The organism is Halonotius aquaticus (genome assembly GCF_003605575.1).
Classification (GTDB): Archaea; Halobacteriota; Halobacteria; order Halobacteriales; family Haloferacaceae; genus Halonotius; species Halonotius aquaticus.
This window is the reverse complement of the sequence record NZ_QKNY01000004.1, coordinates 120,949-141,752: the sequence shown is the minus strand read 5'-3', so window position 1 is coordinate 141,752 and position 20,804 is coordinate 120,949. Positions and strand designations below refer to the sequence as shown.

At 60.3% G+C, this 20,804-nt stretch carries 22 protein-coding genes, 1 tRNA gene and 1 pseudogene; 10 read left to right on the top strand and 14 right to left on the bottom strand.

Going from position 1 to position 20,804, the window contains the following annotated elements; translation table 11 throughout:
* Positions 1-47: 47 nt before the first annotated feature.
* On the bottom strand, positions 48-422 hold the full coding sequence (locus tag DM826_RS02840; RefSeq protein WP_120101227.1) for a response regulator: 375 nt from the start codon (positions 420-422) through the stop codon (positions 48-50).
* A gap of 152 nt (positions 423-574) precedes the next feature.
* Between DM826_RS02840 and DM826_RS02835 the strand changes: the two genes are divergently transcribed.
* Positions 575-1,276 carry a TVP38/TMEM64 family protein gene (locus DM826_RS02835; protein ID WP_120101225.1) on the top strand — a complete coding sequence of 234 codons (702 nt, stop codon included), beginning with the start codon at positions 575-577 and terminating at the stop codon, positions 1,274-1,276.
* 9 nt (positions 1,277-1,285) lie between these two features.
* On the opposite strand, the gene DM826_RS02830 is transcribed toward DM826_RS02835, so the two are convergent.
* The 6 genes from DM826_RS02830 to DM826_RS02805 form a co-directional block, all read right to left on the bottom strand.
* On the bottom strand, positions 1,286-1,708 hold the full coding sequence (locus DM826_RS02830; RefSeq protein WP_120101223.1) for a GtrA family protein: 423 nt from the start codon (positions 1,706-1,708) through the stop codon (positions 1,286-1,288).
* Positions 1,709-3,163: a sulfatase gene (locus tag DM826_RS02825; protein ID WP_120101221.1), complete on the bottom strand. Its 1,455-nt coding sequence runs from the start codon at positions 3,161-3,163 to the stop codon at positions 1,709-1,711.
* A 78-nt stretch (positions 3,164-3,241) separates the two neighbouring features.
* Positions 3,242-5,383: a methionine--tRNA ligase gene (metG, locus tag DM826_RS02820; RefSeq protein ID WP_120101219.1), complete on the bottom strand. Its 2,142-nt coding sequence runs from the start codon at positions 5,381-5,383 to the stop codon at positions 3,242-3,244.
* Positions 5,384-5,465: 82 nt separating this feature from the next.
* Entirely contained in the window at positions 5,466-6,551 is a 1,086-nt protein-coding gene (gene mfnA / locus DM826_RS02815) for a tyrosine decarboxylase MfnA (protein WP_120101217.1), read from the bottom strand.
* Positions 6,552-6,637: 86 nt separating this feature from the next.
* Positions 6,638-7,555: a PhzF family phenazine biosynthesis protein gene (locus DM826_RS02810; protein WP_120101215.1), complete on the bottom strand. Its 918-nt coding sequence runs from the start codon at positions 7,553-7,555 to the stop codon at positions 6,638-6,640.
* A 53-nt stretch (positions 7,556-7,608) separates the two neighbouring features.
* On the bottom strand, positions 7,609-8,118 hold the full coding sequence (locus DM826_RS02805; protein ID WP_120101374.1) for a nucleoside deaminase: 510 nt from the start codon (positions 8,116-8,118) through the stop codon (positions 7,609-7,611).
* Positions 8,119-8,223: 105 nt separating this feature from the next.
* On the opposite strand from DM826_RS02805, the gene DM826_RS02800 reads away from it, so the two are divergent.
* The 3 genes from DM826_RS02800 to DM826_RS02790 all read left to right on the top strand — a co-directional run bounded on the left by DM826_RS02800 (position 8,224) and on the right by DM826_RS02790 (position 9,878).
* Positions 8,224-8,928 carry a phosphoribosyltransferase gene (locus DM826_RS02800; protein ID WP_120101213.1) on the top strand — a complete coding sequence of 235 codons (705 nt, stop codon included), beginning with the start codon at positions 8,224-8,226 and terminating at the stop codon, positions 8,926-8,928.
* A gap of 73 nt (positions 8,929-9,001) precedes the next feature.
* Positions 9,002-9,382 carry a DUF5820 family protein gene (locus DM826_RS02795; protein ID WP_120101211.1) on the top strand — a complete coding sequence of 127 codons (381 nt, stop codon included), beginning with the start codon at positions 9,002-9,004 and terminating at the stop codon, positions 9,380-9,382.
* Between the two features lie 49 nt (positions 9,383-9,431).
* Positions 9,432-9,878 carry a UPF0179 family protein gene (locus DM826_RS02790; protein WP_120101209.1) on the top strand — a complete coding sequence of 149 codons (447 nt, stop codon included), beginning with the start codon at positions 9,432-9,434 and terminating at the stop codon, positions 9,876-9,878.
* Here DM826_RS02790 and DM826_RS02785 read toward each other — a convergent pair.
* Positions 9,875-10,693, bottom strand: coding sequence for a M14 family metallopeptidase (locus DM826_RS02785; protein WP_120101207.1), 819 nt, complete (start codon positions 10,691-10,693; stop codon positions 9,875-9,877). The two genes, DM826_RS02790 and DM826_RS02785, sit on opposite strands and share 4 nt — an antisense overlap.
* Before the next feature lie 63 nt (positions 10,694-10,756).
* Entirely contained in the window at positions 10,757-11,239 is a 483-nt protein-coding gene (locus tag DM826_RS02780) for a DUF309 domain-containing protein (protein ID WP_120101205.1), read from the bottom strand.
* An 89-nt stretch (positions 11,240-11,328) separates the two neighbouring features.
* Between DM826_RS02780 and DM826_RS02775 the strand changes: the two genes are divergently transcribed.
* Positions 11,329-11,412 (top strand) — tRNA-Leu (locus DM826_RS02775).
* Positions 11,413-11,548: 136 nt separating this feature from the next.
* Positions 11,549-12,487 carry an alpha/beta fold hydrolase gene (locus DM826_RS02770; protein WP_120101203.1) on the top strand — a complete coding sequence of 313 codons (939 nt, stop codon included), beginning with the start codon at positions 11,549-11,551 and terminating at the stop codon, positions 12,485-12,487.
* 10 nt (positions 12,488-12,497) lie between these two features.
* Here the strand turns inward: DM826_RS02770 and DM826_RS02765 are convergent, their stop codons facing one another.
* The 3 genes from DM826_RS02765 to DM826_RS12765 are packed head-to-tail and all read right to left on the bottom strand — an operon-like array spanning position 12,498 to position 16,690.
* Positions 12,498-12,782, bottom strand: a complete 285-nt coding sequence (locus DM826_RS02765) for a DUF7508 domain-containing protein (RefSeq protein WP_120101200.1) — start codon at positions 12,780-12,782, stop codon at positions 12,498-12,500.
* Positions 12,779-13,222, bottom strand: coding sequence for a DUF5796 family protein (locus DM826_RS02760; RefSeq protein WP_120101198.1), 444 nt, complete (start codon positions 13,220-13,222; stop codon positions 12,779-12,781). Before DM826_RS02760 ends, DM826_RS02765 begins: the two co-directional genes overlap by 4 nt.
* 48 nt (positions 13,223-13,270) lie before the next feature.
* Entirely contained in the window at positions 13,271-16,690 is a 3,420-nt protein-coding gene (locus DM826_RS12765) for a BGTF surface domain-containing protein (RefSeq protein WP_133304620.1), read from the bottom strand.
* A gap of 124 nt (positions 16,691-16,814) precedes the next feature.
* On the opposite strand from DM826_RS12765, the pseudogene DM826_RS13345 reads away from it, so the two are divergent.
* Together DM826_RS13345 and DM826_RS02745 are read left to right on the top strand one after the other, a co-directional pair.
* Positions 16,815-16,883 (top strand): annotated as a pseudogene (locus tag DM826_RS13345) (zinc-ribbon domain-containing protein); the annotation flags it as partial.
* 42 nt (positions 16,884-16,925) lie between these two features.
* Complete coding sequence (locus DM826_RS02745; protein ID WP_233735657.1) at positions 16,926-17,144, top strand: hypothetical protein; 219 nt, start codon at positions 16,926-16,928, stop codon at positions 17,142-17,144.
* A gap of 39 nt (positions 17,145-17,183) precedes the next feature.
* Here DM826_RS02745 and DM826_RS02740 read toward each other — a convergent pair whose 3' ends face one another.
* Positions 17,184-18,467, bottom strand: a complete 1,284-nt coding sequence (locus tag DM826_RS02740; RefSeq protein WP_133304619.1) for a hypothetical protein — start codon at positions 18,465-18,467, stop codon at positions 17,184-17,186.
* A gap of 159 nt (positions 18,468-18,626) precedes the next feature.
* Here DM826_RS02740 and DM826_RS02735 point away from each other — a divergent pair, with 159 nt between their 5' ends.
* Together DM826_RS02735 and DM826_RS02730 are read left to right on the top strand one after the other, a co-directional pair.
* Positions 18,627-19,517, top strand: a complete 891-nt coding sequence (locus DM826_RS02735; protein WP_120101187.1) for a shikimate kinase — start codon at positions 18,627-18,629, stop codon at positions 19,515-19,517.
* A complete protein-coding gene (locus DM826_RS02730; RefSeq protein ID WP_120101185.1) occupies positions 19,514-19,807 on the top strand; it encodes a chorismate mutase in 294 nt (97 codons plus the stop codon). Before DM826_RS02735 ends, DM826_RS02730 begins: the two co-directional genes overlap by 4 nt.
* A 6-nt stretch (positions 19,808-19,813) precedes the next feature.
* On the opposite strand, the gene DM826_RS02725 is transcribed toward DM826_RS02730, so the two are convergent.
* Positions 19,814-20,749 carry a DMT family transporter gene (locus DM826_RS02725; RefSeq protein ID WP_120101183.1) on the bottom strand — a complete coding sequence of 312 codons (936 nt, stop codon included), beginning with the start codon at positions 20,747-20,749 and terminating at the stop codon, positions 19,814-19,816.
* Between the last annotated feature and the right edge of the window lie 55 nt (positions 20,750-20,804).

Below are 20,804 nucleotides of genomic sequence, written 5' to 3'. Positions count from 1 at the left end.
GATCCGCCCGTCAACGACGCCTGCCGGCGGACTGGAATGATCGTGACTCAGCCGGCCAACGATCCGTCGAGTGCGTCGTCGAGTTCGGCGGTTAGCTCCGGGCCTTCGAAGGGTTTTGTCACGTAGCCGTCGGCGCCGGCTTTCGCGGCCTGTCGCATCTTCTCGGTTTGAGAGACGCTGGTGACCATGACAACGGTTGTCGACGGCGACCGGTCTTTGATCGCCGAAAGCGCCTCGATCCCGTTGAGTTTCGGCATCATGATATCCATCGTCAGCAGATCCGGTTCGGTCTCAGCAAAGACCTTGATCGCCTCACGGCCGTTTTCGGCGGTACCGACGATCTCGACGTGGTCGTCGATCGCCTCGGAGACGACCGTCCGCTGAAACGCGGAGTCATCAACAACAACTGCTCGGGGTGGCATAGCCACTGTACGGACGGCGCGCGCATAACAGTTGGTCTCTGGGCCGTCGGTTTCGGGATGGTCAGCCTGACTGTTCAGTTGACGCGAAAAACAGCGCGGTCGACAACAAAAACGGGTAGGTTCAAGCATCTCCCGGCATCACCTGTGAGCAGATGAAGGTGTTTGCCTCGCGGGCGGATCGATGGCGGACGCTCCTGCTTATCGTCGCCGTCATCGCCGCGTTTGTCGGCCTCTACGTTGGAGCCCGTCGGTATGCCCCCTTCGTGTTCAATGCCCAAGCCCTCCGGGCGTGGATCGCCGGCTTCGGCATCTTCGCACCGTTGGTGTTTGTGTTCCTGCAAGCCGCTCAGGTCGTCCTCGCGCCGATCCCCGGACAGGTCGTCGCCCTCGTTGCCGGCTACCTCTTCGGGCCGGTCTATGGGACGATCTACAGCCTGACAGGGGTGCTGATCGGCAGCGCGATCGCCTTCAGCCTCGCCAAGCGGTACGGCCGATCGTTTGTCGAGCGGGTCATCGCCGACGACGTGATCGATCGGTTCGACGCCTTTGTCGAGCGGGTCGGTGCGCCCGGCCTGTTTGCGTTCGTCATCATTCCCGGGTTGCCTGATGATGCGATCTGCTTTCTGAGCGGGCTGACGACCTGGCGACTCCGGACGTTTCTGGCCGTCATCGCGGTCGGCCGGCTCCCGGCGTACGTCATCACCGTCTACGCGGGCGGTGAGTTCGCCAGCGGGCGGTTCACCGAAGGCATAGCACTTGTCGGGCTCATCATCACGATCTCGGCGGTCGGCTACTACAAACAAAATGCCGTGCGTGATCTGGTAACGCGACTGGAGCCGCGGCTGCCGTTTTGAGCAGCCATCTCAGCCCCACGTCCATTTCGCATCAAGCACGTACCGATACAGCCCGCTGATGAGGATGGCGACGGCGTTGCCGACAAGATACAGCAGCCCGAGCCACTCAACGAGTGCGTAGAGGATGGCCAACTGCAGTGGGATCGCCGTCCCGCGGACGATGTTTGTTTTCAGCAGCCCGACGAGGTAGTCGACCCGGCCGGTGTTCTGTGAGTCCTGAAACGTCCAGGCATTGTTGAGAATATACGAGAGGATGATCGTGATCTCGATGGCGATTGTCGCCCCCAACAGATAGTTCACCCCAGCGCTGTCGACAAAGAGCCACAGCAACGCCATCTGGATGCCAGCAGTGAACGCGCCGACAGCGACAAACCGCCGAAGCTGGACGGCCAGCGGGCCATACAGGAGGGCACGGAGAAACGAACGAAGCACCTATTTGTACCCCAGCGCGGCGAGTCGTGTTTCGAGTTCCTCGTCGACAGCGTCGTCGTCGGTGGTGTCGGCGTCGGCTGCGGCCGACAGCATCGCGGCGTGTTCGGCGGCGAGCTCGCCGAACCGGTCGTATGCCTGCTGGGCGTCGGCAGCCAAATCACCCTGCTGAGCGACCATATCATCCTGCTGGGTTGGATCCCGCTGTCGGTCGTAGAGTTCGATCTCGCCGGTTTCAGTGTTCTCGATATAGATCCACCGCTCATCGCGGACACTGACCAAGAGATCACCGTCGTCAAGCGATCGCGGGATCGGCTGGGTGGTGACCTCCTCGCCGCGGACGGCGACCGAGACGATCGGCGTGTCAGCTGGAGCCGCCCCATCCCGAACGGTCGGCAGCAGCGACTCGCCAGTCCACGCGTCGGGGGCCGCAACCCCGAAGCAGTCGGCGATCGTCGGCGGGAGCGCGTCAAGCCCTACAGGCTGGTCGATTCGGCGGGCGTCGCTGCCAGGGAGGTCGACGATGAGTGGCACGGTGATCAGTTCATCGTAGAGCTTTGGGTAGTGGGCGAGATGGCCGTGTTCCTGGAACTCTTCGCCGTGGTCGCCGGCGACGATGACGGCGGTATCGTCGTCGTGGCCGGTTTCCGACAGCGTCTCCAGCAGGCGACCGATACTGGCGTCAACCTGGGTGACGGCAGCTTGGTACAACATGCGGAGGTCGTCTAGAGTCTGCGGGCCGACCTCCAACCCGAACGCGGTACGGGCGTGGGCCCGCAGCATGCGGTGGGTGCCAACCGTGTCATCGGAGACCGCGCGGATATATCGGGGGGCAGGGACGTACGGCGTGTGGGGATCCATGTAGTGGATCCACAGGAAAAACGGCTGGTCGTCGTCCTCGCGGGCCTCGATGAACTCGGTTGCGCCCTGCTCGATATCGAACATGCGAGAGGTATCGAGGAAGGGTCGGTCGTCGGCGTCGCCGCTGAGCCACGATTTGACGCGGCGAATCGGCGAGGTTGCCAACTGTACCCACGCCTCAAGTGTCGGGTGGGTCGCGAGATACCGGCTGTAGATGCTCGATCCGACGCTGGCGACGAAGGGTTCGAACTCATCGAAGCCGTCGTCGTACCCCCAATGCGAGGTCAGAAAGCCGTTGGCGGCGTTGTACCCGCCGGTGGCGATGTCAGCGTCGGCGAGGACGCGCGGCAGCGTCGGCGAGTCCTCGACGCCGATGCGGCCGCTGTCAGCGAACACCGGCCGTGAGGCAAGCATCGAGGGAAACGAAAACGGCGTCCAGTTGCCGGTTGCAAAGGCGTTCTCGAAGACCGTCCCCCGATCAGCCAGCGACGCCAGCGTTGGCGTCTGGCCGACCTCGCCGTAGGGGCTGATGGCGTCGGCGCGCAGCGAGTCGACCGTGATGAGGACGGTGTTCGACACGTCGGTATCGGAATCCATGGGATGGCAGCGGCTGTATAGCCGTCCCACGGGCCACCGCTATGAAAAGCCTACTATTGCGACGCTGTCGCCCGACTGCTACTGAATTCGCGTCCCGATCGGAGCGTCGCCGTGGGTCGTCAACAAGTCAGCCTCATCGCCAGCGGCCAGCAGCATGCCGTTGGATTCGACACCGAAGAGCTCCGCTTTTTCGAGGTTGGCGACGATAATGACGCGGGTTCCCGGCAGGTCGCTGAGGTCGTGGAGTTGCTTGATCCCTGCAACGAGTTGGCGTTCCTCGTGGCCGATATCGACCTGTAGCTTGGCGAGTTTATCAGCGTCTTCGACGCCCTCGGCGTCAATGATCTCGCCGACTCGAATATCAAGGTCTTGGAAGTCCTCGAAGCTGATTCGCTCCTCAGTGAGGGATTCGAGGTCGGCAGCCTGTGCGTCGGTGTCGGCGTCAGTGGTGTCGTCGGTCATGGTATCGTTGTCGGTATCGTCTGTGTCGTCCGCGTCGTCATCATCCGCTTCGTCGTCGGTCGCGGCCTCGACGCGCTGTTCGAGCTTTTCATTGAGTTCTTCGACGCGTTCGGGCTCGATTTTGGCGAACAGTTCGTCGGGCTCGTCGAACTCGCCCTGCGGGGCCTCACGGGCAACGGCAACGGTCGCGTCGGCGACATCGCCGTCCTCACCGAGTTGGGCCCAGAGTCGCTGGCAGGTCTCGGGGGCAACCGGCTGGAAGAGGACGGCCAGCGCCTTCGAGAGTTGGACGCAGTCGTAGATGACCTGTTCGGCGCGCTCGGGGTCGTCATCAGTGAGCTTCCAGGGCTCGTTGCGCTGGATGTACTCGTTGCCAAACTGTGCGAGGTCGATGGCGGCGTTGCCGGCCTTGCGGATCGAGTAGTCGTTGATCGCGGCCTCGAAGTCGGCGACGGCCTCGCTGATTCGCTCGTCGACTTCATCGGAGACGGTTGCGTCGGGCGCGCCGCCGTAGTTGCGCGCGGCGAACAGCAGCGACCGGTAGACGAAGTTGCCGAGCGTCCCGACAAGTTCGGTATTAACGCGGTCGCGGAACTTGTCCCACGAGAAGTCAACGTCCTGCTGGAAGCCGCCGTTGGTGGCGAGATAGTAGCGCAGGAGGTCAGGATGGAACCCCTCATCGAGATACTCGTCGGCCCAGACCGCACGGTCGCGGCTGGTCGAGAAGCCTTTCCCGCCGAGGGTGACGAATCCGGAAGCCATGATCGCCCGTGGCTCGACGTAGCCCGCGCCGTTGAGCATCGCCGGCCAGAAGATGGCGTGGTGCTGGATGATGTCGCGGCCGATCACATGGACGATCTCTCCGTCGTCTTTCCATGGCTGCTCCCAGTCGTAGGTGTCGCTGCCAACGCGGTCGGTGTACTGTTTCGTCGAGGAGATATACTCGATTGGCGCGTCGACCCAGACGTACAGAACGAGGTCATCGGCATCGTCGCCGTCAGCGTCGGGGGCGTCCTCGGGGTAGTCGATCCCCCAATCGAGATCACGGGTGATACACCAGTCCTGGAGGCCGGATTCGATCCATTCCCGCGGCTGGTTTTGGGCGTTCGATGTGCCTTCCAGTCGGTCGAGGAACTCGGTGAGATAGTCCGCAAATTCGGAGACCTCGAAGAACTTGTGCGTCCGTTCGTGGTACTCCGCAGGGTTGCCGGTGATCGAGGAGACGGGATCTTCGATCTCGCCGGGTTCGAGATGGCGTTGACAGCCGTCATCGCATTCGTCGCCGCGGGCCGTTTCGCCGCAGTACGGGCAGGTGCCCTCGACGTAGCGATCCGGAAGATGCTGATCCTCGATGGGGTCGTAGGCCACCATGATCTCCTTCTCGTAGATGTGGCCGTTGGCGGCGAGTTCGCGGACGATCTCTTCGGTGGTTTCGGTGTTCGTCTCGTCGTGAGTGTGGCCGTAGTTGTCGAACTCGATGTCGAACTGCGGGAACGTCTCCTTGTAGGTTTCATGCCACTCCAAGGCGAATTCCTCGGGAGAGACACCCTCCTTGTCGGCGTTGACGGCGACGGGTGTGCCGTGCATGTCCGAGCCGGAGACAAAGGCGGTCTCTTGGCCGAGCGTTTCGAGTGCGCGGGCATACACGTCGCCGCCGACGTAGGTTCGCAGATGGCCGACGTGCAGGTCGCCGTTTGCGTACGGCAGCCCGCAGGTCACCACCGCGGGACGGTCGGTTGGGAACTCTTCGTGACTCATTGGCTACGTGTTGGCGATGAGAGCCTAAAAGCCGCTGATTCGTCGGCGTCGCTTTCGGCATCAACAACAACACTGGCTCGTGTTACGACCGCACGCGATCCAGATCGGCGAGAAATGCCTCCAGCGACGCCCGACTCACGTGGGGCATACAGACGATCCGGAGGTCGCCATCGGCCGTGCGGGCGATTCGCCACTCTTCGTCGCGCAGGGCCTCGAACGTCGCCGGCGACACCGACGCCGTCACCAGCGGCAGCGTCGGCTCGACAACATTGATCCCGCGATCAACAAATTCCTCGGCCAGAAACTCGGCGTTGGCCTGCTGGTCGTGGTACTGCTGGCGGTAGCCCGCCGGCCAGAGTTCGTCCATCGCAGCGACCGCGCCGGCGACGCCAGCGCCGCTTCGGGTGCCGGTGAGTGTCGCCTGCGACGTGGTTTCCAGATATGGCGTATCGACAGCGAGGGCATCGACGGTTTCGCGGTCGCGGGCGAGGAGGCCGCCAGCCGGGACGGCGGCCTGCCCGAACTTGTGGGGATCAATCGCCATCGAGTCAATCGGCGCGTCGGCAAACGACCATTCGTAGTCGGTGAACGGGAGGATGAAGCCACCCCACGAGGCGTCGACGTGCATGCGCGCGTCGGCATCGTGGGCGAGGTCAGTCATCGCGGGGATCGGATCAACGCGACCGTACTCGGTTGAGCCGGCGACGCCGATCACCAGCAGGGTGTCGTCGTCGACGGCCGCCGAGACAGCGTCGAGGTCGGCGCGGTAGTCGTCGTCGACGGGAACCGTGCGGAGTTCCACGCCGAGCATTTCGGCGGCCTTGGTCACGCTGAAATGGACGCTTGTTGGGGCGACGATGTTCGGCGTGTCGCCGCCAGTCGTCTGTGCCCCGTCGGCAAGATTGCGGGCGGCGTGGACGGCCTGAATGTTGGCCTCGGTGCCACCGCTGGCGACATAGCCGTAGGCATCGTCGAGGCCAGCGATCTCGCCCAACTGATCGACGGCGTCCGTCTCGAGGTCGGCGACAGTCTGGTAGGTCGCGGGATCGCCCGGATTTGTCGCCAAGAACTCGACGGCAGCCTCGTGAGCGCGAGGATGGGGCTCGGTACACATCGAGGAGAGCACCCGGTCGAACGCCTGTGGTTGCCGCTGCCGTACGCGCTGCATTACCACCTCATAACGGCGAAAGACGTTTAGCCGTTGTGTTCGATCCGGTAGTTCAGGATCGTCCATTCACGTCCGCGCCGGCGGAATCAGGCTTCGATGATCTCGTCGTCCTCGGCGGGTGGCACCGTGAGTGTCCCGTCAAGGGCGACAGCGGCCTCGCCGCCGACCCGAACCTCCTTGCGACCACGATCGTCGACGCCCACATCGACCCGGACGATCCCGCCGCGGTCGACAAAATGCCCCTGTTCAAATCTGAGGTCGTCCGGCAGCTCGTCGAAGGCCTCGTAGGCGTCGAGATACGCGCCGCAGGCACCGCTTGCGGTGCCGGTCACGGGATCTTCGTCGACGCCAGCCCCGGGGGCAAACATCCGGGCGTGCAACGTCGATTCTGCGTCGAGGGTATCGAACGTGAAGGCGTAGATCCCGGTCGCGTCATACTCGTCGGCGAGGGCTTCGATCGCCGCCAGATCCGGCTGGACGCCGCTGAGTGCTTCGAGGAAGTTGACCGGGACGATGAGGAAGGGGAGGCCGGTCGTCGCCCGCGCGATCGGGAGGTCGGCACCGACATCCCGGAGCGTCGCGGGATCGAGTCCGAGCGCGTCGGCCACCCGGTCGTAGTCAACCTCGACGGTCTCGACCTCAGGGCGGGATTGGGTCATCCAGACGACGCCGTCGTCTTGGAGTTCGATATCGAGGACACCAACGTTCGTTTCTAAGCTGTGGGTGCCGGGCTCGATGGCCCCATCGGCCGCCAGCAACGCGTGGCTGGCGATCGTTGCGTGGCCACAGAGATCGACCTCCTGGGTCGGCGTGAAATACCGGATCCGACGGTCGGCGTCGTCAGTCGTCGAGAGAAAGGCGGTTTCACTCGCCGACAGTTCGCGGGCGATCGCTTGCATCTGTGTCGCCGAGAGCCCATCGGCCTCGGGGACGACCCCCGCGGCGTTGCCGGCGAAGGGTTCGTCGGTGAAGGCATCGACGAGCAGCGTGCGGCGTGTGTCCATACCCACCCTACGGAACCAACGAGTTCAAACCCCGGGTTCCAGCCGGCGGTCGATCACCAACACTCCCGGTGTACCGCGTCGCCGTCATCGGGCAGCACCGGGCCGGCAACGACGACCGAGTCGCTGCCGCGCTCGAAGACCGTCGGCGACGGACAGACCATCTCGGCGTCCCGGAGTTCGCCGAACCGTTCCGCACTCGTTGCATACACGACCGCGCGCACGCCGGCGTGATACAGCCCGCCGGCACACATCGGACACGGCTCAGTTGAGGTGTACAACACGAGGTCGGTAGGCTCGTCGAACTCGGCGGCCGCCCGGCGAGCGAGCGTGAGTTCGGGATGTTCAGCCACGTCGTTTTCGGTGACAACGGCGTTTCTCGCTTCGGCGACAACGGTGTCGTCCTGAACGAGCACCGAGCCAAATGGTTCGTCGCCGCGGTCGGCCGCCTCTCGGGCCAGCGTCAGCGCACGGCGGATATGGCTCTCGTGATCGAAGTCGGCAAACGGCGGCCCGGGAGTCGTCGCATCAAGATCGGTTGGATCGGCGACGCGGATGACGGACATATCGAGACAGACGGCGGCGACAGCAATGGACGTTTGGGGATCGCTGAACACCGCTTGTGGCCTCACGAGCGTTTTATATACCACGGCGGTCGACGCCGAGACAAGATGAGCGGCCCCCCAGCAGACTTCGATTGTACGATCACGAACTGGGAGTACATCTACGGGCTGTGTCGAGACGTGAGTACCGCGGTGAAGGAAGCCGACTTCGAGCCGGATATCGTCGTCGCCCTCGCCCGCGGCGGCTGGTTTGCCGGGCGATGCCTCTGTGATTTCCTCGGGCTCGACGACCTGACGAGCCTGAAGATGGAACACTACGTCGGCGCGGCCGAGAAGGGCGCGGACGCGGAGATACGCTATCCGCTGCCGGAGGGCAGTGTCGCCGACAAGGACGTGCTCATCATCGACGACATCGCCGACACCGGCGGCTCGATCAGCCGCGCCTACGAGTATGTGACCGACCGCGACGTTGGCGAGGTGCGCACTGCGACCCTCCAGCTGCTGGATACCAGCGAGTTTGAACCCGATTTCGTCGGCGAACGCCTCGCCGAGTGGACATGGGTCGTCTACCCCTGGAACTTCATCGAGGATATGGTCGATCTGATCAGCGGCGTGATGGCCGACGCCGACAGCGAGACGTTTTCGCGGGAGGCGATCCGGGCGGAACTCGCCGCCGTCCACGGGATCGATAGAATCGAAATGGAGATCGCCCAGCCCGACCGTCTCGATGAGGTACTCGACGAGATGAATCGCCGCGAGGTCATCGAGTCAGTCGGCGACGACGAGTGGATGCTTGTCGACGACGAGGCGTGACCGACAACGACGCGACAACGAGAACGTCGCCGACAACCGCGACCGCTTAGTGGGTCGGAGCCAACCCACACCCATGGACGCGTCATCGCTCCCGGCCGGCTGGCAGTGTTGGCACGAGGAACGCGACGGCCGGGTGATCCTCGCCTACCGGCCCGATGTCTTCGACTCCGAGGCGTTTCCTGCGCCGTGTCTGCCGACGATCTACGTGACCAGTGGTACCCCGCGGCGGCGACCCGGCGGTACCCCCACCGATACCTGGCAGGTGACACTCTTCTTAGAGCCAGAGATCGAAGCAGCCAACGAGAGCTACGAGGATCGATCAGCCGCGATCGACGGCGCGATCGACCACGCCGAGCGGTTTGCCGCCGGCAAGATCGACTACAGAGCCCTGTATCAGGTGCCGCGGGAGGCCTACTTCGACCGACTTGACGAGCTGATCGGCGAAAGCGGGTAGCGGTCGATCGAGGGGAACGGTAATCTGGCTTGATCCTGTAGGGGCAGCCATGACTACCGTCACGCTGATCGGCGACCGCCTCGCCGAGGAGGGCCAAGAGTTCGTCTACGGTGGCGAGGCAGGGGGCTGTGAGGGCTGTCCCTACCGAAGCCAATGTCTCAATCTCACCGAGGGCCGTCGCTACCGCGTGACCACGATCCGCGACAACGCCCAACTGCTTGACTGTGCCATGCATGACAGCGGGGTGCGCGCCGTCGAGGTCGAACCCGCACCGGTACGCGCCAACGTCGCCTCTCGGGGAGCGTATGCGGGCAGCAAAGCCGAACTGGAGGGGCCCTGTCCGTACACCGAGTGTCCGAGCCACGAGTTCTGCGTCCCGGACGGGGCCGACTTCGAGACGGAGTACCGCATCGCCGAGGTCGTCGGGGAGCCACCACACGACTACTGTGAACTCGACCGTGATCTCACGCTCGTCGAGCTTGAAACCGAGGATTAGACCGTTTCCCACTCGGCGACCGTCCCGACCCGCTCGGAGCGGTAGCCAAAGATGTCGGCGTAGCCATACGGCGAGAGCAACACCGGGTAGAAATCCGTCTCGGCGTGGATCGCCTCGCCGTCGACGGCGGCGAAGGCGGTGCCCGCGGACACAAGTTCAAAGTTGTCGACAAACACCTCATACTCCGTCCCCTCGGCTTTCGGGATCGGGCCCTCGACCCGAAAGACAGGGATGGTCTCGGGATCGGGAACCGTAAGCCGATCCATCGCATCGTCAAGCGGGAGCACCCCGGTTGCTGCTAAGAATGCTCTGACGAGTTCGTAGCCGTTTTTGGCGGCGTCATCGGTGCCCTGAAGCCCACATTCGACCTCGATGACGTTTGGGTATTTGATCAGTCGGCCATCGGTGTTGTCGTCGGTTTCGGTGATCACCGACACCGGGAGCTGCGGGACGATCTCGCGGGCGACCGTGTCGACGGCTTTGACCGCGCCGATCGGCTCGGCGTACGACTGCGTGGAGTGTAACGCGAGCGTCGTGCAGTCTTCGATCTCAGCCAGCAGGTCGGCGGCGAGTCGGCGTTCGTGGTCGTCGGCAGCCGGATCACCGGGGAACACGCGGTTGAGATCGGCTTCGAGATACCGCTGGCCGGCTTCGAGCGCCTCCTCGTTGGCGATGATCAGCTTGACCGGTCGCTCGACGGTCGGTTCCTCGGCAAGCAATCGTTTGATCGCCAGCGGGCCACAGGGCTCGTCGCCGTGGATCCCGCCGATGACCGCGACCTCGGGAGTCCCCTCACCGAGCTCGTAGACCTTCATTGTCGGTCTCACGCCACCGGGCTATTTTATCTCCCCGATATCCGAGAGCCATCGATCAGCGGACTACTCCAGTTCCTCGGCGTACGCGTAGTCAGCCGGGTAGGCAGTCGAACTCTCGCCGTCGACGGTGAGCTGCCAATCTTCAACGAGCGCTGGCTCGCTTTGGGCCGCGTTGATCGTCGCTCGGATATCGTCGACAGCGACACCGTAGAAATCATCCGGGACGCCATGGAGATACTGATCGGCCGTGCGAAACAACGACCGCATCCCGTCATCATCCTCGAAATCGACGTGTTTGTAGACGCCGGCGGCGACCTGCACCATCCCGTGGAGAAACGCACTTTCGGTGGTACCGCTGCCGTAGTTGTACCACTCATCCTCGAAACAGTCGTGGGATTCGTGGTACGCGCCGTCGTTGAACAGCCGAATCCCGTGTTCGACCGCCCGCCGGAGCGTGGCGTGTTCCCACTGGCGGTCGGAGTGTCGCCACCCAGTTGGGTTGCCGAGCGGCGGGGCGACGCCCGGATCGCGGGTGTGGTCGTCCATACCGCTGCTTTGCTGCCGACGGACAAAGGCGTGGCTGCTGGAGAAAACCGACGCGTTAAACAGGGCCGCGCTGGTACTGTCGCTCGCGTGCGAGGGTAGCCAAGCCGGGAAACGGCGGCGGACTCAAGATCCGCTCCTGTAGAGGTCCGTGGGTTCAAATCCCTCCCCTCGCATCGCCGGGGTCACTCCCGTGATGCGGGAAGACCGCTCTTGAGCGTTCTTCCCTCGCAAAACTTCTCTGCACCCACACACCAAGCTACAGCATCAGCGAAGTGGCGGATATAACTATCTCGCTGCCCAACCACTGGTATGTCGATCCGCAAACTCCTCGCGTCCGCTGCAGTCGGTGGGGGAGCCATTACGGCACTCAACCGGTGGCTGCAGGCGACCGCAACCGACCTCCAACCGCCACTCGACGGTGCCCACCATACCTACCGATGGCGCGAGATAGATATTGCCTACACCGAGGCTGGCGACCCCGAAAATCAGACGCTAATCTTACTCCACGGGATCAACGCCGCCGGCTCAAGCGGTGAGTTCCGCGAGGTCTTTGACGACCTTGCCGAAGAGTACCACGTCGTCGCGCCGGAGCTCCCTGGCTTTGGTTGTTCTGACCGGCCACCGCTGCGATACTCCGCGACGCTGTACGAGGGGTTCGTCGCCGACTTCCTCGCCGAGTACGATGACCCCGCTGTCGTCGCTTCGTCGCTGTCGGCAGCGTACACGCTGGACGCGCTGACAGCAACCGAGACAGCAGTGTCCGAACTGCTCCTCATCTGTCCGACCGCCATCGCTGGCCCGGAACCGCCGAACCAGTGGCTTCGGGAGCTGTTTCGACTCCCGGTGGTCGGCACCGGGCTGTTCAATCTCGTCGCGTCGAAACCCTCGATTCGGTATTTCAACGCCGATCACGGCTATTACGATATGGCCACCGTCACCGAGGACTGGCTAGACTACGAGTGGCAGACAGCCCACCAGCCGAACGCTCGCTTCGCGCCAGCGTCGTTCATTAGCGGCTATCTTAACGCGGACATCGATCTCGCAGAGGCACTGTCTGAGCTTGCGATTCCAACAACGGTTCTGTGGGGTCGTGACGCCGAGATCACACCGCTGTCACAGGGTCGAAAGCTAGCAGCCGAGGCGGACGTCCCGCTTGTTGTCTTCGATGACAGCAAACTGCTACCGCACGTCGAGTTCCCCGAAGAGTTCGTCCCACTCGTTGACGAACAGCTCAGCAGCGATCGCTGATCCCGAGCGGTTAGTCATCAAGCTGTTCGGCGAGCAGTTGCTCGGCATGGGGCTTGTTGTTCGCCAGTTCCCATCGGATCTGCGCTGGATCGCCGACATCGGCCGCGTCAGTCGTATAGTGGAACTCTGTTCCCTCGCCATAGGCCAAAACTTCTCTCAGTTCGTCCGGTAACGCCCCGATCCCAAAGCCGATTGTGGTGCCCGCAGCATCGCCAAGCTCATACAGCGCGTACCGATCCGGCACCTGAGAAACGAGCGAGCGATCAAGCTCACGCCATGGTTTGCGGAGGCTCATGTATCCAGCTCCGATTCTGGGACGAACTCATAGCTCTCCTCGCCCCAATCGTCCTCAACGAAGACGAAGACACGGCCGCGGGCGGTCTCAGGATCAGCGTCAATCGTCGTTCGATGATCGCCGCTCCGGCGTACCGTAACACCCGGGAAGACCTCCTCTTCGTCGCCGTCATCTAACAAAATGCGGCCGACTCCGGTGTCTTCAAGAATGTCATCGTGTGTTTTCAGATCGTTGACGTAGAGCATGACGCCCTCCGTTTCGGTCGGATCAGTGACAAGCAGATGCGTTTCTTTGCCTGGGTTGGTGGTGAGCGAGCCACTGACCTTTGTTGGGGCTCCGCGGTACATCGTCGTTCGGTCGTCAGCGTAGGTGACGACGACGCCTTCGGGACGGAGTTCAACACCGAGTGTTCGGGGGGCAACGTCGCTGTGGACTGCCATAGGATAGTTTCGTTTGAGATATTCAAAAGACCGTGGATTCAGCCGTAGTTAGCTCCAGAATCCGAGAACATGGGCAAGACCGGTAATAACGGTGGCGGCGACAACATCCCGGCTACGAAGACCGATAGCCCCGAAAATACTGGGGTCAGAATCGGTGTCGCCACCATCAGTATCGGTAGGATCGCTAGACTGATCAACAGGACTAGGGTTTGTGCCCGACGTGACGTTTTGACTATCAGTGATATCAGTTCCGCTTTCCGGTGCTGTCACGGTGAGTTGACCGGTTGCAGTGTCATCTTCGGTGCTGATAGTGTAAGGATACTCTCCGACTGCAAGTGTAACAAACCGATCAGAAAGATCGCGTGTGGTGTTTGTTCCAGCAGAGAGAAAAACAGCATCTTCGCTGATAGTTTCATTGTTAATTCTGAATTCAACAAGTTTGCGATCAGAAATACTTCCGGTATTGTTGATGGTCGCGTTAATTCCAGCGAGTGAACTTCGCTGTTCAACTGTCACCGACTCCGGTGCCGAAGTAATATTAAATCGAGCTGGACTCTCAAAATTCTCGACGACAGTTGCTCCACGTTTGTCAATGACACGGTTGTCAACGAGACGACCATTGGAGTAGAATTCGACCTCGACACGCTGTTCGGGATCAAGTTGTGAGAAATCAGCCTCAGCAGTGAACAGTCGATCATCCTCTATTTCGACATCCTCGATCGTCACAAGCTCTTGATTGGGACCTTCGCTCTCAATAAATTGAATCGAGACATCTGATCCGGGTGCGATGGTTGTGAAGCCAGTCACTTTACCATCAGACTCAGCTGGAACAACTAGATCACCATCTGGTGTCGTTCGATCGTACTCGACGGTAGGCTCTAACACTTCAAACGAACTGTTTGCACGAATAGTGGTATCGCGATCACCAAAGTATGGATAATGTTCAATGCCCTCTTCAGGTTCAACTGCGCCTGGATTGAACGGATTCGGCTGTTCACCGTTCGCTATTGAGTAGTCATTGTATTGGAATCGTTCGCCGTCCGGAGACTGGTACTCCACCTCGAAATTGAGGATGTCGTTTTCTTTAGGCCGATTATCGAACGGGTTCGTTCCACGGGTGTCAATAATGAAATACGCACCACCGATCGTTGGTGTGTCTCCAACGAGGCTTTCATTCTCGGTCGACCACTGATCGGCCGTATCGTCAGGCAGGACATAGATCTCACTGTCGCTCATCCCCCCGAATTGGAGTTCAGAACCTCCGTGATTGGCACCCCCATATCGTTCGGCGTCGAGACTGATTTCAACCCCTTCGCGTCGGTTGTTCAACTGTGCGATCTTGTCAGCAGGAATGTTACCAGGATCATCAGAATTCTCATCGATAACCCCGTTGTTTGCAATACCATCCAGGCTTGCCCCGTACATTCCCGTTGCCTTCACCTCAACGAGAAGTCGATCACCGAGTGAAATATAGTCACTTTCAGTTGCGAGAGATTGTAACTCTCCGAGATCCTCTGTGGAGAGTGGCTCTTGATCCTCCTCAAACTGATCAAGTTCGTTCGCTGATCCAGCGGGCAGAACATACGTGTTGACTGCTCTCAACTCAGGCTGGGTGAGGACAATGTTTGATCGATCAAATGGTCGCCGGAGATCAGGGATATTCTGATCGCGAAGCATTACCGTTCCAGTTCCGCCAGCAACAAGCCGGAATCGATCGGCTTGTAGCGGTGCCCCTCGTGGAGTAATACCGACCTGTTCCCTGAATTCTGCAAGGGTGTTTGCGACTTGGTTTCCGTTTTGATCAACAAATGAGACACCGCTAAACTCATTTTGTGGAGGATCAACAGCAGTTATAGGGTCATCAGTATCTCCACTTGGGCTGGGATGTGCATAACTAGTAACGTCCCCTTCAATAGGAATGTACACATCACTGGAAGGTCGATTTGTTCCAACAAGACGGGTATTGATCACGAATCTAGCGTCGCCAGTGACATGGAGGATATCAAGATGGTTCTGTATGTTTGCTTCTCCATCTTCCTTGTCACCACCAACGAGTATGTATGCCTCATCAAAACTTTGATGCGTCAGATCGACCTCAACAAAGTCGCCTGCAGGTGACCGATAGGAATCTTGAGAAAATTCGTTTGTCTCATCAGTTCGTCGAATATCGGCAACCGTGAATGCATTTCGGACGGTATCGGAGCCAGTGCCACCATTAGCGTCTTTAACAATAAGTCGAACATCGTACTCGCCATCAATGAGATCATCTCGCGTTGGCATCGTGATTCTTGCAGTTTCAGTATCTTCCGAACCCGGAGGTGAGGTGAGAGGTACATCTTGAGAAATAAATTGTTCTCCGTTCGGATCAATAACAATAAGACGAGCATCGGTTACAGCGACACTACCGCTTCCAGAAGTAGGCGGATTCGTATTATTTGCCTCGTATTCAACGAGGACATCTTCCTCACCTCGCACATAATTATTCGTGACTGAGAGGATTTCTGCTCTTGCAGGGCTCGGAGAATACATTTCAGTCGCAACATCCGGCTGTGTAGAATTCACCGTGATATTTCTCCTTTGATCCGAAACAACATGGCTAAATTCTACACGGCGTGTCGATTGTCGGTCAATTAGAATTGATTTGGTTTTGTAGGAGACCCCGGAAACATTGCTGATTATTTTTTGCGTCACTGGCTGATCAGCATTATTTTCAATATCAGCCCCAACGTGCAGTCTCCCATCCTCATAAGAGGTTTCAGTAATGCTGACCTCACCCGTTCTTGGAATCGTCACGGTTTCTGAGACGCTCTCATTTTGCGTTACGGCGTCAAATGTGTACTCGCCAGGGAGCAAGAAGGTCTCATTATGATATATTTTTGTTTGGTTGCCACCATCAAGTTGGATCGTCTCCTCGTAGGAGTCTCGTGGAGTTCGGTTAAGGAAAACTCGTTGTGTGTCACTATCTGTACCCCTGTTTCTAACCGTAGCTGATAGATTAACACGAGTCCCACTGGTCTCGCTGATATCGCTAAAATCAGGTTCGACACTGAATGTGCCGTCTACAACAACAAATTCCGACCATCGTATCGGAATTTCTTCACTCTCTGCATCACCACGAATCTCAACTGTTGGATTGATCTCCTCAGTCGGACGAGACGGAACTGAACTCCAAAATAACGAAAGCTGGGTTCCACCAGCTGGAATAGTTGCGTTTCGAATAATATCTTGTTCTTCACCGTTAGCAATCAATCGAACATCAGTAGTTGCATCTTGACTACGTGAGTTCGATACGTCAACAAGGATTCCAAGTGAATCTCCTTCATCAAGCTCGTTTGGCCATTGAACCTCGTCAATACCAAGATGTGAGTCTGCAGCAACACCACCGGTAAACACGACTGAAATAAAGACAATGCTAATGATTAAAACCGCAAGTAATCCGACTGCATCGCCAATATAGGACTTATCCATGGATACCAACGTTAAGAAATTTATGTAACGAACAGTAATATATTCATCGGCCCGATTATCAGATCGGTATATCTCCAATATGAAAGAATTGATATGCTGACCAGCTATTCATCTACCAACGACCATGCCGGCGTGTGATAACTGTGGCACCGAGGTCGACAACACAGCCACGTTCTGCCCGAACTGTGGTAAGCCACAGGACTCAGACACCAAACGAAAGGTGATAATTGGCCGGGTGAGCTACGCCGTTGGCTTCCTCATCATCGTCGGCGGGCTCTCAGTGCTTCCAGATAATCTTGGTGGCATTCCGGTTGTGTATGGCGGAATCCAGCTATTCCCACCAAGTCGACAACTGCTCGGCCGCGTATTCGGCCGCCCACCAAAGGTCTGGGCAAACGCTGTGTTCGCGCTTCTCTTCGTCCTAGTTGGCGGACTCCTCATCTATCTGTTGTAACCAGCCGCCGGAACCAATTATTGAGATGCGGGTCAGTCATCATCGACGACGGAACAACAACACCGTCAGCAACGAGAGTGTCGTCATGATCCCGCCCACGCCAATCGGACCGATCAATCCGGTTCCCCCGCTGTCAGATGTACTACCATCATCACCAGAAACAGACTCCGACCCAGTTTCTGGTTCGGGAGCAACAACAGTGAGCGTCCCGGTTGCCGATTCGCCGCCGGCACCGACGGCATAGCGTTTGTCCCCCGGCTCTTCAGGAGCGGTAAACGTCGCTGTGATCTCTGTCGACGCCCCACCGGCCAACTGCGTTCTGACTGTTTGTCGCTGCCCGGCGAGTTCGAACGTTACAGCCTGCGTGTCGCTGCCGGGCCACTCGTTGGTGATCGTCGCCGACATCGTCACGGACTGGCCGGGGTCGACACGATCGGGAAGCCGCAGTTGGGTGACGTTGAATGGCCCCGTTTCGACAGCCCCAGTCGACAACGAGGCGGTGTCTCGAACGCCCGTATCAGTCACTTCGACCATGACCGCCTCCGGCAGTCGCGGCAGGCCAGCGAAATCAGGGCGGAGCGACCCATCGGCAAATCCACGGAGCACAATCGTCTCCTCGTCAGCATAAACATCATAGCTCTCGGCCCCGCGGGTGAACGGCCGACGGTCATCGAACGGCCCGTTTTGATTCCGGAGGAACCGATCGTCCATGAACGCGGTCTCTAACTGTGTGTAGTTGAGATCCGGACTGCTCAGGTTGACGTTGTACCGGAGGCGATTCGATCGCACCTCCAGTTGCCGATCAGAGCCGACCGCGCTCGGTGGGCTTGGTTCCCACGCAACATTCAGCGTCTGGACAAGCACCTCAAACGCGGTCGCCGATTCGGTCGGGGCGGTTCCGTTGACACGCCCGTCCTGGAACCTGAGCGCGACATCTCGCTGATCGGCCGGGAGGAGGATGTACGTGCCATTGAGCTCGGTCGTTTGCAGCGTTTCATTCCCCTCGACAAGATCGATCTCTCGAACGAGTCGCCCGAGTTCATTGTCATCGGGGTCGTATACCCGCAGATGCAGCGTCTCAACGTCGGTTCGGTTCGTCGTGTTGGCCAGGTCACGACTGACATTACCGAGGCCGAGGCGCTGGCCCTGCCAGTAGACGCCACCGTCGGTTAGCGTGGCGTCGGGGGCGTCGCTCTCAGCATCATCGACAGCGTAGACCGCGGTTGTCGTGTCACCGGTTGCGGCGGCTGCCGAGCCGACGATGACACTCCCCACGATGAGGAGAGCCGCCGCCAGCACCACCAGCCGCAGCGTGCATGCCATCGGACTCACCGACCAGGGTGTCGCACCGAGACAGTGGCCGCAGCGGTTCGACGAACGTTGCACATGCCTATCAGTTCGAGCCCGATCGTATATAACCGCTGTCCTGCCAAACAGGGCCGAACCGCCACACCTTTGATCGCTGCACCCACCCCTGTTGGTATGAACGGCGTCGCAACCGCACCCGGTGCCGGCACCGTCCTCAACGCCCTGGCGACCGGACAGGGCTCGGCGTTCGCTATCGATGTCGAGACGACGGCAACCGTCGAACTCGCGGCCGACGCCGACGCGGTGACCGGCGAGATCGCGGGCGCACCCGACGCCGACACCCGCCTGATCGAACGCTGTGTCGAACGCGTCGTCGAGCGCTTCGGCGATGGCGAGGGCGGCACCGTCGCCACCGACAGCGAGGTGCCGATGGCTGCCGGCCTGAAAAGTTCGAGTGCCGCCGCCAACGCGACCGTGTTGGCGACGCTCGACGCGCTCGGCGTTGAACTTGTCGACGACGACACTGATGATCTGGCCGCTGGCGACGCGATCACGAAACTCGACGCCTGCCGGATCGGCGTCGAGGCCGCCCGCGACGTTGGCGTCACGATCACTGGCGCGTTCGACGATGCCAGCGCGAGCATGCTCGGCGGCGTCGTCGTCACCGACAACACCGCCGACGAACTGCTGGCCCACGAGACCCGCGAGTGGGCCGTCCTCGTCTGGACGCCGCCGGAACGGGCCTACAGCGCGGACGCCGATGTTGACCGCTGTGGAAACGTCGCCGAGATGGCCGACCTCATCGTCGAGTTAGCCCTCGACGGTCGCTTCGGCGAGGCGATGACGGTCAACGGGCTGGCGTACTCGGCCGCGCTTGATTTCGATACCGACCCGACCGTCGAGGCCATGCCGCACTGCCACGGTGTTTCGCTATCCGGCACCGGCCCGAGCGTCGTTGCCGTCGGCGACGAGGCGTCGCTGGCGGCCGTCCGCGAGTCGTGGGCCGAGCGAGACGGGACGCTGATCGAGACCACCACACGAACCACTGGAGCATCCATCCAATGAGCACGAACCCCGAACCCGACGAGATGAGCCTGGAGGAACTGCGCGCAGAGATCGAATCGATCGACCGCGAGATCGTCGAGTTGATCGCCCGCCGCACCTACGTCGCCGAGACAATCGCCGATGTCAAAGCCGAACGCGATCTGCCGACGACCGATGAGAGTCAGGAAGACGCGGTGATGGAACGGGCTGGCGAGAACGCCGCCAAGTTCGATCTCGACTCGAACCTCGTGAAGACGGTTTTCCGGCTGCTGATCGAGTTGAACAAGGTCGAACAGCGCGAGAGCCGCTAATTCGTTTTATTCACTTAGATCTGTTGCGTTCGTCTCTCGGTCGACCCAGACACGGTCACGGATCGTTGACTGCTTCAACAGCAGAAAGCCGACGAAGATGACGACGAAGCCAGCAATGGCCGCGATATCAAGTGACTCGTCGAGTACGAGCCATCCCGAGAGGGCGGCAAACACAGGAACAGCATACGACACAAGGTTGATCTCAATCGCACCGAGGCGATCGAGTAGTTCGAAGTAAATGACGTAGCCAACCGCGCTTGCAAACACCGCGAGATAGGCGACTGAGATAATCGCGACCGGCGTGACGGCAACGTCACCGACGGATTCTGCGGGGAGACCAGCACTCATCGCGTGCAACAACAGGGCTCCCAGCGCGGTCGACCACGCAACCATCCCTTCGGTGCCGATATCGCTGTCAACGCGCTGGACGACGACGCTGCCGAGGGCGACACAGGCCGCCGCCAACAGGACGAACGCCGGTGCGAGGAGGTCGGCAGCGAGCGGGCCAGCTGATTCGGGCCAGGCGACCAACCCGACGCCGAGAAATCCGAGCAGGAGCCCGACCGTTTCGATCCCGCCGAGTCGTTCCTGCGGGAGCAAGACCCGAGAAAACCCGGTTGCGAGGATCGGGTTCATCGCGATGAGGATGGCGGCGACACCGCTGGTGACGCCCTGTTGGCCAATAAACAAGAAGGCATTGTAGAGCGCGATGATGAGCGCCGCGCCGACGCCGACGACTAGCCAGTCAGCCCGGCTTCGGGGTCGCCACTCGCCGGTCGTCGCGGCTACGTAGCCGAGCATCAACACGGCAGTCACGTCGTATCGCACCGCCGCGAACAACACCGGCGGCATGAACTCTAAGCCGAGTTTGATCGCCATAAACGAGGTGCCCCAGAGAAACGACAACAGGAGGAACAGCCCGCCGTCGCGTGTGGTGCTCACAGTCGGGCTTTGGCGAGGGACTTGATAAAGGAATTGCAGCGAGCGGGTGGGCGTC

Bases quoted from the DNA above. Each gene is read 5' to 3' on its own strand.
- DM826_RS02840 (WP_120101227.1), bottom strand. From the start codon at position 422: ATGCCACCCCGAGCAGTTGTTGTTGATGACTCCGCGTTTCAGCGGACG.
- DM826_RS02835 (WP_120101225.1), top strand. From the start codon at position 575: ATGAAGGTGTTTGCCTCGCGGGCGGATCGATGGCGGACGCTCCTGCTT.
- DM826_RS02825 (WP_120101221.1), bottom strand. From the start codon at position 3,163: ATGGATTCCGATACCGACGTGTCGAACACCGTCCTCATCACGGTCGAC.
- metG (WP_120101219.1), bottom strand. From the start codon at position 5,383: ATGAGTCACGAAGAGTTCCCAACCGACCGTCCCGCGGTGGTGACCTGC.
- mfnA (WP_120101217.1), bottom strand. From the start codon at position 6,551: ATGCAGCGCGTACGGCAGCGGCAACCACAGGCGTTCGACCGGGTGCTC.
- DM826_RS02810 (WP_120101215.1), bottom strand. From the start codon at position 7,555: ATGGACACACGCCGCACGCTGCTCGTCGATGCCTTCACCGACGAACCC.
- DM826_RS02805 (WP_120101374.1), bottom strand. From the start codon at position 8,118: ATGTCCGTCATCCGCGTCGCCGATCCAACCGATCTTGATGCGACGACT.
- DM826_RS02800 (WP_120101213.1), top strand. From the start codon at position 8,224: ATGAGCGGCCCCCCAGCAGACTTCGATTGTACGATCACGAACTGGGAG.
- DM826_RS02795 (WP_120101211.1), top strand. From the start codon at position 9,002: ATGGACGCGTCATCGCTCCCGGCCGGCTGGCAGTGTTGGCACGAGGAA.
- DM826_RS02790 (WP_120101209.1), top strand. From the start codon at position 9,432: ATGACTACCGTCACGCTGATCGGCGACCGCCTCGCCGAGGAGGGCCAA.
- DM826_RS02785 (WP_120101207.1), bottom strand. From the start codon at position 10,693: ATGAAGGTCTACGAGCTCGGTGAGGGGACTCCCGAGGTCGCGGTCATC.
- DM826_RS02780 (WP_120101205.1), bottom strand. From the start codon at position 11,239: ATGGACGACCACACCCGCGATCCGGGCGTCGCCCCGCCGCTCGGCAAC.
- DM826_RS02770 (WP_120101203.1), top strand. From the start codon at position 11,549: ATGTCGATCCGCAAACTCCTCGCGTCCGCTGCAGTCGGTGGGGGAGCC.
- DM826_RS02765 (WP_120101200.1), bottom strand. From the start codon at position 12,782: ATGAGCCTCCGCAAACCATGGCGTGAGCTTGATCGCTCGCTCGTTTCT.
- DM826_RS02760 (WP_120101198.1), bottom strand. From the start codon at position 13,222: ATGGCAGTCCACAGCGACGTTGCCCCCCGAACACTCGGTGTTGAACTC.
- DM826_RS12765 (WP_133304620.1), bottom strand. From the start codon at position 16,690: ATGGATAAGTCCTATATTGGCGATGCAGTCGGATTACTTGCGGTTTTA.
- DM826_RS02740 (WP_133304619.1), bottom strand. From the start codon at position 18,467: ATGGCATGCACGCTGCGGCTGGTGGTGCTGGCGGCGGCTCTCCTCATC.
- DM826_RS02735 (WP_120101187.1), top strand. From the start codon at position 18,627: ATGAACGGCGTCGCAACCGCACCCGGTGCCGGCACCGTCCTCAACGCC.
- DM826_RS02730 (WP_120101185.1), top strand. From the start codon at position 19,514: ATGAGCACGAACCCCGAACCCGACGAGATGAGCCTGGAGGAACTGCGC.